At 48.8% G+C, this 15,194-nt stretch carries 12 protein-coding genes and 2 pseudogenes; 11 read left to right on the top strand and 3 right to left on the bottom strand.

All coding sequences use genetic code 11. From position 1 onward, the window contains the following. The first annotated feature begins 107 nt into the window (after positions 1 to 107). Positions 108 to 611: a Rad52/Rad22 family DNA repair protein gene (locus LN737_RS19235; protein WP_405511447.1), complete on the top strand. Its 504-nt coding sequence runs from the start codon at positions 108 to 110 to the stop codon at positions 609 to 611. Between the two features lie 326 nt (positions 612 to 937). Here LN737_RS19235 and LN737_RS19230 read toward each other — a convergent pair whose 3' ends face one another. Both LN737_RS19230 and LN737_RS19225 read right to left on the bottom strand, forming a co-directional pair. Then, entirely contained in the window at positions 938 to 1,279 is a 342-nt protein-coding gene (locus LN737_RS19230; RefSeq protein WP_405511446.1) for a hypothetical protein, read from the bottom strand. Between the two features lie 245 nt (positions 1,280 to 1,524). Beyond that, positions 1,525 to 1,824 (bottom strand): helix-turn-helix transcriptional regulator, encoded by a 300-nt coding sequence (locus tag LN737_RS19225; RefSeq protein ID WP_405511445.1) that lies wholly within the window; start codon positions 1,822 to 1,824, stop codon positions 1,525 to 1,527. 223 nt (positions 1,825 to 2,047) lie between these two features. On the opposite strand from LN737_RS19225, the gene LN737_RS19220 reads away from it, so the two are divergent. From LN737_RS19220 to LN737_RS19185, 8 genes and pseudogenes are all read left to right on the top strand, one after another. Further along, entirely contained in the window at positions 2,048 to 2,371 is a 324-nt protein-coding gene (locus LN737_RS19220; RefSeq protein ID WP_405511444.1) for a hypothetical protein, read from the top strand. Between the two features lie 179 nt (positions 2,372 to 2,550). Next, on the top strand, positions 2,551 to 3,357 hold the full coding sequence (locus LN737_RS19215) for a HipA family kinase (protein ID WP_405511443.1): 807 nt from the start codon (positions 2,551 to 2,553) through the stop codon (positions 3,355 to 3,357). Then, entirely contained in the window at positions 3,335 to 3,718 is a 384-nt protein-coding gene (locus LN737_RS19210) for a DUF3037 domain-containing protein (protein WP_405511442.1), read from the top strand. Before LN737_RS19215 ends, LN737_RS19210 begins: the two co-directional genes overlap by 23 nt. Positions 3,719 to 3,796: 78 nt before the next feature. Further along, positions 3,797 to 5,101: a serine hydrolase gene (locus LN737_RS19205; protein ID WP_405511441.1), complete on the top strand. Its 1,305-nt coding sequence runs from the start codon at positions 3,797 to 3,799 to the stop codon at positions 5,099 to 5,101. A gap of 47 nt (positions 5,102 to 5,148) precedes the next feature. Continuing rightward, positions 5,149 to 6,465, top strand: a complete 1,317-nt coding sequence (locus LN737_RS19200; protein WP_405511440.1) for a serine hydrolase — start codon at positions 5,149 to 5,151, stop codon at positions 6,463 to 6,465. Positions 6,466 to 6,506: 41 nt separating this feature from the next. Then, positions 6,507 to 7,736 (top strand): DUF3179 domain-containing (seleno)protein, encoded by a 1,230-nt coding sequence (locus LN737_RS19195; RefSeq protein WP_405511439.1) that lies wholly within the window; start codon positions 6,507 to 6,509, stop codon positions 7,734 to 7,736. Between the two features lie 157 nt (positions 7,737 to 7,893). Then, on the top strand, positions 7,894 to 11,196 hold the full coding sequence (locus LN737_RS19190; RefSeq protein ID WP_405511438.1) for a CotH kinase family protein: 3,303 nt from the start codon (positions 7,894 to 7,896) through the stop codon (positions 11,194 to 11,196). A gap of 80 nt (positions 11,197 to 11,276) precedes the next feature. Continuing rightward, positions 11,277 to 13,423: pseudogene (locus tag LN737_RS19185) on the top strand (alpha-galactosidase). A 30-nt stretch (positions 13,424 to 13,453) separates the two neighbouring features. Here the strand turns inward: LN737_RS19185 and LN737_RS19180 are convergent. Then, positions 13,454 to 13,624, bottom strand: a complete 171-nt coding sequence (locus LN737_RS19180; protein ID WP_405511437.1) for a hypothetical protein — start codon at positions 13,622 to 13,624, stop codon at positions 13,454 to 13,456. A 463-nt stretch (positions 13,625 to 14,087) separates the two neighbouring features. On the opposite strand from LN737_RS19180, the gene LN737_RS19175 reads away from it, so the two are divergent. Further along, a complete protein-coding gene (locus LN737_RS19175) occupies positions 14,088 to 14,375 on the top strand; it encodes a 4a-hydroxytetrahydrobiopterin dehydratase (RefSeq protein ID WP_405520461.1) in 288 nt (95 codons plus the stop codon). 107 nt (positions 14,376 to 14,482) lie between these two features. Then, a pseudogene (gene rsmI, locus LN737_RS19170) lies at positions 14,483 to 15,181 on the top strand (16S rRNA (cytidine(1402)-2'-O)-methyltransferase); the annotation flags it as partial. Positions 15,182 to 15,194: the final 13 nt, after the last annotated feature.

Genomic DNA, 15,194 nt, shown 5'->3' with positions numbered 1-15,194 from the left:
ATATAAAAAAACATTTTTATAACCATCGAGAAAAGTGTTTTTAAAAACATTGTAAAAATCAGAATTACGGTTATATTTGTGTAGGAACAAAGTAAACAACAACTGCTATGGATTTGGATAAATTAACCTCGCCAATACGTCCCGATGAAGTCGAATGGCGGGTACAGAATCAGACCAAAGATGGTCAGAAATTAATCGTTGTGCCTTACGTGACCAACCGGTCGGTGATGGAACGGTTTGACGCCCAGTTTGGCTGGGACAACTGGGAAAATTCGTTTCAGGAAGTAGGTGAGGGCTTTCTCTGTACGATTACTGTTACGCTGGCTGATGGCCGTAAGGTGTCAAAATCCGATGCCGCCAACCGTACCAACGTGGAGCCGGTCAAAGGGGGCGTATCCGATGCCATGAAACGTTGCGCTGTTCAGTTTGGCCTAGGACGCGATCTGTACCGGTATCCGAAAGTGATGATTCAGACTTCCGACAAGTACATACCAGACTGGGCCATGCGGTTGCTGGATAATCTTGTCTTTAAAATCAACCAGGGCAAATCGGTACCTGACCTGATTGTACTCAAGCCGGAACATGCCAAAAGTTTGGCTGCCGTGAATTAATCAGGAAAAAGACAAGCCCCCGTTACGTTGCGGGGGCTTGTGCTGCTATCTAACTATTGAGTTACGTCAAAACCACTCAGATACATAGACGGCAAAAAGTACAGATAGTCAGTTGAGTAGCTTTTGATTAACCAGGATAATTTCGCTTCTTTTTCAAGTAGTTGTCTTTCCTTCAGGCGATTAAACCACCTGCTAAATTTCGGTCCATGAAAGTTGGAAAGCTGAGCAAATCAGAACCCTGCTAATCGGTTCAATTGGGGATGGAACGTAGCGTTACCGCCGTTTGTCAGGAAAGGAACTCGATAAAATGGATTATGAAGGCAACGTCAGTTGCTGAGTGTATAGGTGATGGTCATCTGGCGACCATTGATCGACCGCTCCTGAACAAAAAGGCCAGTGTCTTCATCGAACAGCCGGTCGCCTATTTGGGGTAAACTGCCAAACATGGCATGGTATTTCTTAATACTGATAAAGCATAAATTAGCCCGATCTACGTAGGTTGCCGCTACGATTTGATCTTCATACCAGTTTGACAGCCGGGAGATTTTCTTTAGGTCAGCGAGTAGCCGTTCGGAAAACAGGAAAGCAATTTGCCACTGGCCAATCGTCCATTCCGGGTAATGAATAGACTCTATAATCGACTGAGTTGGCGCATGAGTAAATTCCATACCGATCAGAGATCAAGACGAGTTGATACATGGAGTAGATTGTTTATAAACTTACCTGGAAAAAACATAATTAACAACACAAAAAATAAAAAAGGGCCTGTATCCAAAATGAGCGAGCCGAACAGATCGTCTGTTCGGTAATCAGCATTTGTTGCGTGCCCCAGTTTATAGCAAATAAAAACGCCCGGCTTCATGATGAACCGAGCGTTTTAACACACACTTTATAAACAGTAAACCCAAAGATTCTATAGATAGGTAGTTTGTATAAGGGCTACCACCTTCTGTAAGGACGTATTGGCCAGCGAGTAGTACGGCTCATTGTCCTGCTGCTGGAGACTGAGCAGCCGTTGATCCGTTAAATGAGTCAGGTGGCTGGAGAGAACCGGAACGCTAAGCTGTAGGTGATGTTGTAGCGCCGATGCGGGCAGAGACTGCGTTTCGGATAGAGCCAGCAGGATTTGCAGACGAGAGGGATGAGCAATAGCTTCAATAGCCGCAGCAACCTGGTCAATTTTTGAATCCGTCATGGAAGGTGTTGTATACATGATGATTTACGTAGTAGTATAGGTAACTGACTATAATTTTTGGCTTCGTTTTATTAACTAATCGAAATTACCAGTAACACCGATTGAGGGGTATGTTTTTCGATGAACTGTCGATTTTGCCCTTTTTTTGGTCGAAAATGGCGGAAAATCGGTTGAAATTGCCAGGTATGACACATTGGGCGAGAATCACGCGTATAGAGAAGAAAAGCGACTCGCCCGATCTATGGTTAATTATGCTCTTATTGGTCAGATACAAGCTGAAAACGATCAGATTCAGCGGTTAGCCGCCGAACAGGGGCCCGATAATCTGATTAGTCGACATAGAAAGCTTTGTCGACTGGCTAAAAAGTTACGAATCTTGAGGCCGGATAAACCCGGTTTTTCCCTTGCTTACACTATTTTATTAATCAGTAGTGAAACCGCTGTGGAGCAACTGCAAGTCATTTACGCGGAGTCGACGCGCGACCCGCAGTCCTTGACCAGATACAGGGTACAGTTTGAACGGCTACAGTATCAGATTAATCTGGCCGTATCAATGATCGTGTAGCAGATAGTTGATTTGTTAAGCGTAGACAATCAATAAGTGGGTTAACGCCTGAACGGGTAGGGGCACAGTGTCGTCCTGTGTGATTCCTGTCGTACTTTTGGGGCGAAGCAGCAGGCAATCTGTTTGTCAGGCAACTCACAGGCAACTTAACTGGTTGCAGTAAGTAGGCAAAGCCCATTATGAATTTGAGAGCATCCCGTCAGCCAGAACTCCGAACCGTCGATGTTACGCGTTACGTTATTCCCCTGCGAGAAGGGGGTTCGCTGCCCGCCCTTGTCGAAGCCGACGATGGGTTTTTGTACGTACTAAAGTTTCGTGGAGCCGGGCAGGGCGCGAAAGCACTTATTGCTGAACTCATTGCTGGTGAGATCGCTCGGGCGCTCGGATTAAAAGTGCCGGAAATTGTGTTTGCCAGGCTCGATGCTGCCTTTGGACGGTCGGAGCCTGATGAGGAAATTCAGGATTTGTTGCGGGCCAGCGAGGGGCTTAACCTGGGACTCCATTATCTGTCGGGTGCCGTTACGTTCGATCCGGTCCTGACCACACTTGATTCTCGCCTGGCTTCGCAGATTGTCTGGCTCGATGCGTACGTCATGAACGTTGATCGTACGGTACGAAATACAAACATGCTCATGTGGCATAAGGAGCTTTGGCTGATCGATCATGGGGCGGCTCTGTACGTGCATCATACCGGGCCAGCCTGGCCTGAGCAGAGTCGGCGCCCATTTACGCAGATCAAGGATCACGTATTGCTGCCCCTTGCAACAAAACTTGACGAAGTTGATGCCGACTTTCGTGAGCGTCTGACATCCGAGCGTATTGCTGCGATAGTCAGTCTGGTGCCCGACGAATGGTTAACCAACCCTACGATATCCGAATCGCCGACTGAACAGCGGCAGATTTACACCCGGTTTTTAGAGGACCGCCTGGCCTCATCGGAAATTTTTGTGAACGAAGCGAAGGATGCCAGAAAAGCACTTATTTGAGTACGCTATAATCCGGTTTGTGCCGCGCGTTGAACGTCAGGAGTTTCTGAACGTTGGCGTTATTCTGTATTGCCGCGCACAGCGGTTTTTGCAGGCAAAAGTGGAGGTCAACGACGTTAGGCTTCGTGCGTTTTCGGGCGAGCTGGACAGTCAGGAACTGGCCGACCGGCTACATACCTTCGAGCAAATCTGTACCGGCGGGGCTCTAGGGGGCGCAATCGCTAAACTTCCGATTGCGGAACGCTTTAGGTGGCTTACCGCCACACGTAGCACCATCATACAAACCTCACCCGTTCATCCGGGCTTGTGCGAAGATGCCCGCGAAACCCTCGACCGGCTCTTTATCGAACTGGTACAGTAATACCCGTCGGCTCTTTATTCAATTTGTCCCTGGTTCACTGGTTTGCAAATCCATTGACTGGTTTGTACTTTGTTGCCCATGCAGGGCTTCACAGGATTTCTTACCAGTTTTTTCTCGTTTTCAGTAGTGGCATCGGTCAGCTACGGTCAGGTCCAGACAGATGGATGGCTGCAGAAACTGGCTGCCGGTAACCAGAATTCCATTTTTCAGGAGGTTATCCAGCATCCCGATACGTACCGGCTGCAGGTTATTTACACGCAGATAGACCGGGATAAAAACAATACCCCATCCTTCAGGAACTACTATTTTCATGTCGACAGTACGGAATATTTCAACCCGGCTTCTACTGTAAAACTGCCGCTGGCGCTGCTGTCTCTCGAAAAACTGAACCGGATGCAGAACCCGAACGTAACCAAGTTTACGGCGATGCAATTCGATAGCGCCTATAGCAAGCAGACGAAGGAGTGGCGCGATGAAACGTCGGAAACGGGCTACCCATCCATTGCACATTTCATCAAAAAAGCGTTTCTGGTAAGCGACAACGACGCCTACAGCCGCATGTATGAATTTGTCGGGCAGGGTGAAATCAATCGCTCATTGCATGAAAAAGGCTATCTGGATACGCGCATTACGCATCGATTTGTTCGAATGACTGCCGATGAGAATCGCCATACGAACCCGGTTCGGTTCATTCAGCCCGATGGAAAATTAATTTACGCCCAACCTGCGGCATTCAATACTGTTCCTTTTGACTTTCGACGTGTTGCCAGGCTTGGAAAAGGATATATGACGGGCAATGATAGCCTGGTGCACGAGCCGTTTAATTTCACCGAACGGAATAAATTGCCCCTCGAATCGCTGCAGCAGATCCTGCAATCCGTACTGTTTCCGGAGTCTGTTTCACCCAAACAGCGGTTCAGCCTCACCAACGATGATTACCGGTTTCTCTATCAATACCTTTCGCAATACCCTGGCGAAACCAACTACCCTAAATACGACGCGAAGCAGTATTACGATAGTTACGTAAAATTCTTTTTTATGGATAGCCTGCATCACCAGATGCCCGAGGGCGTTCGGGTATTCAATAAAGTAGGGTGGGCATACGGTTTTCTGACGGATGTTTCGTACGTAGTGGATTTTACAAATAAGGTCGAGTATATGCTCACGGCTACCGTCTATGTCAATAGCGATGGCATACTGAACGACGATAAATACGATTTCGACAGTATAGGCCGACCGTTTATGTACCAGCTCGGGCAAACGATCTACCAGTACGAGCTGAAACGAAAACGAAAGTACGTACCCAACTTAAGCGCGTTTAAACTGAGCTATGAAACGCAAAAAAAGGATGGTCGACCAACGATTAAAGACGTGGACAATTGAATCATAAACGCAGTACCAATTAACTCGCAGCCAAAGCCCTCCTCCATATGATTTTTCGCTCCATTCTACGTACGCTCTTGCTGGTTTCGATAACGACCTTGTCGGGTTTCGCCCAGACGGATACCAGGCAAAATCCGCCACTCTTAGCCGCAGCCTCGCCCGAATCCGTCGGGTTCTACCCCGAACGACTCAATCGGATTGACGGGCTGATTCAGTCGTACATCGACAAAGGGGCGTTTCCGGGTGTGGCCGCTATTGTGGTGCGAAACGGCAAGATTGTGTATCATAAAGCCTTCGGGAAAGCTGACATTGAAGCCAATAAGCCAATGGCCAAAGACGCTATCTTTCGGATAGCCTCCATGACCAAAGCCGTTACGTCGCTGGCGGTAATGATGCTGCATGAAGAAGGGAAAATCATGCTCGATGAGCCTATTAGCAAGTACATTCCCGACTTTGCCAAGCCGGTTGTTCTCGATAAATACAACGAAAAAGACAGTACGTTCACGACCGTTCCGGCCAAACGCGAGATCAGCATCCGGCATCTACTTTCGCATATGTCGGGCCTCAATTACAACGTAATCGCCAGCGATCCGCGGATGCGTGCGATATACACCAAAGCAGGAATCATCGACGCTTTCACAACGCAGAATATCAAAATCGGGGACGTAGTGAAGAAATTGGCCAAACTCCCCCTGAACCATCAGCCGGGTGAAAAATGGACGTATGGACTCAGTATTGATGTACTCGGTTATTTAGTGGAAGTCGTATCGGGGATGCCGCTGGACCAGTTTTTTCAAAGCCGAATTTTTGGGCCGTTGGGCATGAAGGATACGTACTTCTATCTGCCCGACTCAAAAAAAGACCGACTCGTGCCCCTTTACTCGGAAACGAAAGAAAAGCAGCTTGTTAAACTGGCCCCAAATCAGGGTTTAACGGCCGACCCCGACTATCCGGTTAACGGCGCCAAAGCGTACTTTTCGGGTGGAGGAGGCTTATCCAGCACCGCCTATGACTACGCTATTTTCCTGCAAATGCTTTTGAATAAGGGGGTATATAATGGAAAACGGCTCCTGAGCCGGAAAGGGGTTGATCTGTTTACCAATACAAACCAGACAGGAACGCTTTTCCCGGATGCAAACAGTTATTTCAGTCTTGGCTTTGAAGTGATTAACGAAAAAGGTCATTCGGAAGATGTAAACAGTGTGGGTACGTTTTCGTGGGGTGGCGCTTTCAGTACGCACTATTTTGCTGATCCCAAAGAGAATATCTGCGTCGTGCTGATGAAACAAATGTGGGGAACCAGCTACGGTGGTGAGCTGGATAGAAAGTTCGACGTACTCGTTTATCAGGCGTTGGATGATTAGTAGAGATTGCTGTTAACATTAGAATCTGAAGTTTTTTTACCATGAAGCGGTTATTTTTAGTTTTTCTGCTGCTGGTTATCCTATTGATAGCCATTGAGCTATTGCGCGTTTATTTCATCATGCCGTTTCCGGGCAGTCAACTCGGGCTCGATGCTGATGCTCCCGATCAGGCGTCCCTTGGTCGGGTCGAACTGGCTTACTGGCTGCACAAAAACATTGGCTGGCTACGTACCGTTGGGTTGCTGCTGGCAGCCTATCCGGCATTTCAGCTCATTTTTCGACCGGGCCGGACATGGCAGCGCTACGTAGCGGGCGGTCTGTTGCTGGCTTACGGCGGAGTGGTGTACATGGTCAACCGGCAGATGATGGCCGATCAGATGTTTCAGCAGCCGATTACCAAGCGTGTCGTGCCGATGAACGAGAATAAAATTCCACTGTCTAAACTAGTGCTTGGATATGAAGCGTTAGGCCAGGCTACCGCCTACCCAATTCAATTGATTGGCTATCATCATCAGGTACGTGATACCGTGGGCGGCCAACCAATTATGGTTACCTATTGTACCGTTTGCCGCACCGGGCGCGTATTCAGTCCGTTCGTACTAGGTCAGGCCGACGAGTTTCGGTTGGTAGGTATGGATCATTTCAACGCCATGTTTGAAGATAAACGGACGGGTTCGTGGTGGCGCCAGGCAACGGGCCAAGCGGTGGTAGGGCCGATGAAGGGTAAGATAATTAGTGAACTGTCGGCACGGCAGATGACCCTCGGCGAATGGGCAGCCGAACACCCCAACACGCGGGTACTACAGGCTGACCCGGCCTTTGCTGATGAATTTGAGAGCATGAAACGGTATGAACGTGGCCTGTCTAAAGGAAAACTTACCCGGCGTGACTCCGCTTCCTGGCAGCCCAAATCGTGGGTTATTGGTGTCGAACGGGCTGGCTTTGCGAAAGCGTATGACTGGAATCAACTCCAGTCGAAACGTATACTGAACGACGTAGTAGGGGGCGAGCCGGTGATGCTGGCGCTGTCGCCCGATAGTGTGTCCTTTGGGGCGTGGAGTCGTCGTTTAGGCGTACAGACGCTTACCTTTCAATACGCTGATCGAAAATTGACGGATCTCGAAACGCACTCGGTCTGGACCTGGCGCGGGCACTGCATAGCCGGGCCGCTGGAGGGTCGGCGACTAAACGCCATGCCGAAAGCGTATCAGGAATTTTGGCATTCGTGGCGAAGTTTTCATCCCAAAACTACGCAGTATACCAAAGTCTAATGAACGTCTGGATTGGGTGTTAAATGCGTTTTTGAGACTATCTCAGGATAAATTTAAATTATTTTTTATTTATATGTTATTTGATTGATATATAGTTTACTTATTTGTATATTAGAATATTTATTTCTTTTGTATAGGTGTACCTTCCTAAGCCTATATGAAAACTATCTACATTCTTCTGAGTAGCTTATTCGTCACTAGTTTTTCTCTGTATGGTCAGCAACTCTATATCAATGAGATCATGGCTTCGAATAGCCACTCTGTGGCTGATGGGACTGGTTCCTACGAAGACTGGGTTGAAATCTATAACCCAAATGCCATGGCGGTCGATATTGGCGGGTATTACATAACGGATAATCTGTCGTCGCCAACGAAGTACCGGCTGCCAACCGGGTCGGCCCAGACGGTAATCCCGGCCAACGGGTATCTGATCTTGTGGGCAAGTGAAGTGCTGACCCGCGGTGCGAATCACATCAATTTCAAACTATCGGCCGGGGGCGAAGCGGTTGGGTTATTCCGACCCAATGGTGGGTCTGTGGAAACGGTCGATCAGGTAACGTTTGGTGCCCAGCGTACCGACGTTTCGTGGGGGCGCAAACCCGATGGCTCGGCAACCTGGTTGTTTTTTGCAGGCAGTAATGTTAGCCCCGGCGCATCGAACAACAGCAAAACCGGGTTTCCGAGTGCTCTCAGCGCACCGACTTTTTCGCAGACAGGTGGTTTCTACGCCAGTAATTTTAATCTAAGTATTACCTCGACGGACCCATCGGCTACTATCTATTACACGCTGGATGGCTCTGACCCCGATCCGGCCAATCTGGGAGGCACTACGTTTCAGTACAAGAACAGCTACCCCGAACAGCCTGGACAGGGGTACGGAAGCCTGATCCCCGAAACGTACCGGACCTATTCATATACGGCTGTAATTCCGATCAGCGACCGGACCAATGAGCAAAATAAGGTGTCGCTCAAATCATCGACCTACAACAATACACCAAATTATTTCCCGACAAGTCCGGTTTTTAAAGGCACCGTGGTTCGGGCAGTGGCTTACAAAGCGAATGCCCTGATCAGCGATATCGTGACCCAGACGTATTTTATTACGCCCACCAATCCGGCCCGTTACGTCATTCCGGTGGTTTCGATTGCTACGAATGAAAAAAGCTTTTTTGAATATAACACTGGCATCTACACAGCGGGGATTGGCTTCGATAACTGGCGGGCCGCTAACGGCAGTACACCCGCGGGTTTTTGCACACCGGGTAATTATTCAAACACCGGGGATGACTGGGAACGACCCGGTAACGTTGAGTTTTTTCTCAACAATTCCTCCATTATAAATCAGCCAGCCGGGCTACGTATCAACGGAAACTGCTCCCGCTACATACCCCGAAAAAGCTTGCGGTTGTATGGGAATACCGATTTTGAGTATCCGTTTTTTGCCAACCGGCCGAGCAACCAATTTTACAACCGGCTGCTTTTGCGAAGTGGCGGTAACGATTGGAATTACAGCATTATCGTCGATTCGTACATGCAGACGATGGTGCGGCACTTACGATTTGATACCCAATCGAATCGGGCCAGTGCCGTATTCATCAATGGCGAATACTGGGGGGTGCATGCGCTGGAGGAGCGTTATGATAAATACTACCTGAACCGAAATTACAACGTAAATCCAGACAGTGTCGATGTGGTGACTGTAAATCAGGGAAATAATGAAATCGATGAGGGTGATTTACAGACGTATAACAGTTTGCTGGCGTACCTCAATGCAAACGGCAATTTTACGCAGGCGAATTACGATCAGGTACGAAATACGTGGGTTGATATTGAAAACTTTACGGATTATCAGATTTCCGAGATTTATGCCGCCAACACCGACTGGCCCCAGAATAACCAGCAGCTCTGGCGCAAGAAAACCACCCAAAATCAGCCCAATGCGCCCTATGGGCACGATGGCCGGTTTCGCTGGATGATGAAAGACATGGATTTCGGCCTCAGTTGCATTAACAACTACAACAATCCTACAATCTATCATGCACTGGCCGATAATCAATATACGCTGCTCTTTACCCGCCTGATGAAGGTTAGCTCCTACAAATCGTACTTCATTAACCGATACGCTGATCTGCTCAACACAACCTTCAATCCAACGCGCACAATGGCGTTGCTGACAACTTTTTTACAGGATTATCAACCGTATATGCCTGAGCATTTTGAGCGCTGGAAAGGGGGGATTTCCTACAACGACTGGTTGAATAATGTCAACAACATCCGAACCTTCGTACAACTGCGTCCTGGTGAATCCCGTAACCATGCCCGCGATTTGTTTGGTCTGCCAGGTTTCAGTAACGTAACGGTCAATGTATCCAATACCGATCAGGGGTATGTAAAAGTCAACACCATCGATATCCTGCCTACGACCGTTGGCGTACCGGCAAACCCGTATCCATGGACCGGTACTTATTTCAAGAACAATGACATTCGTATTGTCGCAAAAGCCAAAGTGGGGTATAGGTTTGTATCCTGGCAGGAGGGAGGCTCACCAGTCTCGACCGATACGGCCTACAGTTACAACCCTTTATCCGATCGTACGCTGGTCGCCGTATTCGATGTTGACCCTAACTTTTTGGCAAAGCCAGCGCCTTACGACCTGAGCAGCTGTACGTACCGTTTCGACAACTGGGTGGCTTCTGCGCCAGCCGCTACCTATCCGGCAAACATGTACTTCGTGAGCATGAATCAGACCGATCCTCCATTGGCTGCCACATTTGCCCTGGCCGATACGATCAAAGGGGCGTATAACTTCAGCAGTAGCACCCGCATCAATGGGTTGGGAGCTGATGGATTTTCGTTTATCAATACGGGTGGCGCCAATCCCGGATACGTGGCTACTCAGCTTGGTGGGGCTGTGCTGGCCCTGAAAACTACTGGCCTCACCGAAGCATCGGTGCAGTGGACGGGCGGAACCGTAACACCTAATCCACGGCAGTATGCCATCCGGCTGCGGTACCGGGTTGGCAACTCTGGCCCATTTCAGGATCTGCTGAATAGCTCAAATCAGCCAGTTGAGTATGTACGTAATGCGGCTGCCGGGCATAGTCAGGTGATTGGCCCGGTCGCTTTACCCGCCAGTCTGCTCAACAAGCCTTACGTGCAGCTGTTGTGGCAATACTACTGGACAGGTGTTGGGACTTCGGGGGCGCGGGACCAGCTACGGATCGACGACATTATCGTGAGCCGGGGTAAGTGTCAGAGCCTGGCTTCCGGGAACTGGAATTCGGCGTCAACCTGGAGTTGTGGCCGGGTGCCTGGCCTGTGCGACGATGTGGTGATCAAGGCAGGACATCAAATTAGTTTATCGATAAATTCGGCTGTTGCCCGTAGCCTTCAGTTGGAGAGTGCCGCCAAATTACTTTATGCCTCGACCACGGCTTCACTACGTATTCAAAACCAATAAAACGGTAATTGAAGACTGCTGTTGTCTTTTCTGCTAAAAGAATGAACCGATTCTATTGGTTTCTCTGTGTCTGGCTGTCGATGCACAGCGGATTTGCCCAGCGCCCAGAACTTCCAGTGTATAAGCCCTTGCCCGTTAAAAGCGACTGGCTTATTACACCTGTAGCTCAGAGAGCGGGCGTATTTCAGGCCAATGCTGGGAAAGACCTGGTGCTGTCGAATGGGCTGCTGGCTCGTCGGTTTCGGATAAGCCCGAATCTGGCAACGGTAGACTATCAAAATCTAGCAACGCATGAACAGTTGGTACGTTCCGTTCGGCCGGAAGCGAGGCTGGTGCTCAACGGCAAGACGTACCAGGTTGGCGGGTTGTCGGGCCAGAAAGAACAGGCTTACCTCCGTGAGGAATGGCTGGATACGTTCACCGCAAACCCGGCTGATTTTCAATATAAGACATACACCGTTTCGGCGCTTAAACCGAATATAAACTGGCTGCCGCGTACCTGGACGATGAATCGCAGACAGCCCACCGGAGCGGAACTTACGCTGCATTTTATCTCTCGCTTACCCGATATGCAGGGCGTTGAGGTAGCGGTGCATTATGCGCTATACGACGGAATTCCTACGCTTTGCAAGTGGGTAAGCATCGCGAATAAAAGTACACAGGCGCTTCATATCAATCAGGTCGTTAACGAAATTCTGGCAACGCCGGAGGAAGAGTCGGCGGTGGTGGGCAAGCCCGAGCAGATGAAGAAACCACAGCGGATTTATATCGAAAATAATTTTGCCTACAACAACGCCATGCGGTATGATCTTTCCGATCAGGCTACTCACTGGAAAACCGACTCGCTCTATACCTCGCAGGTTAATTACAATTTTGAAACGCCCTGCCTATTGGAAGTTTACCCAGGTTTAGGTGTAGGAATTGATCTTGAACCGGGCCAGACGTATACGTCGGTACGTACCTACGAACTCCTGCTGGATTCCTACGACCGCGAACGTAACGGACTGGCACGTCGGCGTTTTTACCGGACCGTGGCACCCTGGACAACCCAGAATCCGGTTTTCATGCACCTGGTCAGCACTGATCCCGCAACGGTGAAAAATGTAATTGACCAATGTGCTGAAACGGGGTACGAAATGGTCATTCTGAGCTTTGGCAGTGGCCTGAACATGGAAGATGCTAGTGATACGAATATTCAGAAATTTAAAGCGCTGGCTGATTACGCGCATAGTAAAGGAGTTTTGCTGGGTGGGTATTCGCTGTTCAGCAGTCGCCGGATTGATGACGAAACCGACGTTATTGACCCTAAAACCGGTTTGCCCGATAAGGCCGCGTTTTTCGGGCATGCCCCCTGTCTGGCGAGTCGCTGGGGGATCAACTACCTGAATAATCTGAAAAAATTCATTACTGAAACAGGGTTTGATATTCTCGAACACGATGGACCGTACCCCGGTGACGTGTGCGCATCGACCAAACATCCCGGCCATAAAGGACTGGAAGATTCGCAGTGGGTACAGATGGAAATGCAGAAAGGATTTTACCGCTTTCTGAATGAAAAAGGCGTGTACATCAACGCGCCCGACTGGTACTTTATGGATGGTTCCAACAAGATTGCACTTGGGTATCGGGAAGTTAATTTCTCGCTTTCCCGCGATCAGCAGAAACTCCTGAATCGACAGAATATTTTTGACGGTACCTGGGAAAAAACACCCGCGATGGGATGGGGGTTTGTGCCGCTGACCAAATACCAGGGGGCGGGCCAGAAGCAGTTCTGGAACCACTCAGCGAACACCTGACCGACTATGAGCAACTGATGATGCAGTATTACGGGGCGGGTGTACAGGCCTGTTACCGGGGACCACGCCTGTACGATACCGAAACGACAAAGCAGACGGTGAAACGGGTGATCGACTGGTACAAAAAATACCGCCTGATTCTCAATTCAGATTTGATTCACCTGCGTCGACCCGACGGCCGCGACTGGGATGGTATTCTGCACGTGAACCCAACTTTGAAAGAAAAAGGATTAGTGATGCTCTTTAATCCGCTGAAAGCGAAAATCACCCGAACGATCAAGCTACCGCTCTATTTTACTGGCCTTCAGAAAACCGCGACGATCCGGCAGGGAGAAGGGCAGGCAAAAACGTACCGGTTGAATCGGAATTATGAAATTGAAATACCCGTCGAAATCGAACCGGAAAGTTATGGCTGGTGGGTAATTGAATGATTGAATTGTTGAATGACTGAATGATAAACGCTATTCTTCGTCTTCTGCCTGATCGAGCGACTCGTGGTACGTAATGATCTGATGCAGCACGTCTACGGCGAAAGCGAAAATTTTTTCGCCCACTAATTTTTTATACGTATCGGTCAGTTGGGTCTGCTCTTTTTTAGCAGTGAGCAGGAGCTTTTGCCCCTCCTCGGTCAATATGATTTTAGCGCTGCGTATTTAAGACTTAATCCTTATTCTGCTGGAAGTGAGACTGCTACGCTAAGTAGTTACAAACTTTTTTATCAGATGTAAAAGAATATATTTACTTGAAAAGGTCAAATGAATCATAAAATAATACCAGTGCAAAAGGAATATGTTAGAATTCATTCGACAAGTTAATGCCTTCTTTAGATGGTTGAAAGGCATACCATATCATCTTCCTCCTGACATTATTTTTACTGTTTGTTGGTGAAAATAATTATCTCAATAGTGCTGAATGAACGGCTGTTGTCGAGAGTTATACGTTTAAACCAGGCGCGGGGATTTTTAGAAGCTATACCGTTGTAATCTTAGCAGATAAATGTTGTCAGCGTACCGCAGCCCTCGGACGTGGACGTCCAAGATACACCAACTTTAGCGGAGACAGCCAATAACCCCACCTACTCCAAAAACACTCGTGTTGGTCTGGGCGTTTCTAGGGTTAGTTACCACCAAACTACAGAACCCTATGTGGCAGGAACAGGACAACCAGTTGGTCCGCGAGTTTAAGTTCGCCGATTTTAGTGAGGCTTTTGCCTTTATGACTCGCGTGGCACTCATCGCCGAGAAAATGGATCATCATCCGTGGTGGTCGAACGTATACAACCAGGTTACCATTAAGCTATCAACTCACGACGCGGGTAACGTAGTAACCGACAAAGACCGTAAGCTCGCTGCTGCCATTGACAAATTGGTCGCGGGTCATTAGTCAATTGTCATTGGTCATTTTGCTTCGCTGTCATTAGTCATTAGTTGACTACCTAATGACCAACTACCAATGACCAATGACAATTGACCAATGACTACCTTTGTTGAATGAAACTTTTTCTCGTACCGACACCCATCGGTAACCTTGACGATATTACGCTTCGGGCCGTTAAAGTCCTGCAAACCGTCGATGCCATTCTGGCGGAAGATACCCGAACATCAGGCGTATTACTTCGCCACCTCAGCATTAGCAAGCCCCTTCACAGTTATCATATTTTTAATGAGCATCAAACCGTTCAGCGGTTGGTCAGCCAGTTGAAAGAAGGAAAAACCCTTGCGCTCGTATCCGATGCAGGAACGCCGGGTATTTCCGATCCGGGGTTCCTGCTGGTGCGGGAATGTATCAAAAACGACATTCCCGTTGAGTGTCTACCCGGCCCCACGGCTTTCGTTCCGGCACTGGTCAACTCAGGATTACCAAACGACCGGTTCACGTTTGAAGGATTTCTGCCCCACAAAAAAGGACGCCAGACCCGGCTTGGTGAACTGGCCGAAGAAGAGCGTACGATGGTTTTCTACGAGTCGCCCCACCGGCTACTGAAAACCCTTCAGCAGTTTGCCGACTTGTTCGGGGCCGATCGTCCGGCCAGTGTTTCGCGGGAGCTGACGAAAGTATTTGAAGAAACGCAACGTGGACCATTGTCTGAACTTATTACGTATTTTGCCCAAAAAACCATCAAAGGTGAGATTGTTGTTTGTGTACAGGGGGCAGGGAAAAGGAGAAAGCAGGAAAGGGCCGAAAAGCAGACGAAGCGTATGT

Origin of the sequence: Spirosoma sp. KNUC1025 (assembly GCF_045160025.1) — a bacterium.
Classification (GTDB): domain Bacteria; phylum Bacteroidota; class Bacteroidia; order Cytophagales; family Spirosomataceae; genus Spirosoma.
This window is presented reverse-complemented; position numbering and strand designations above follow the sequence as displayed.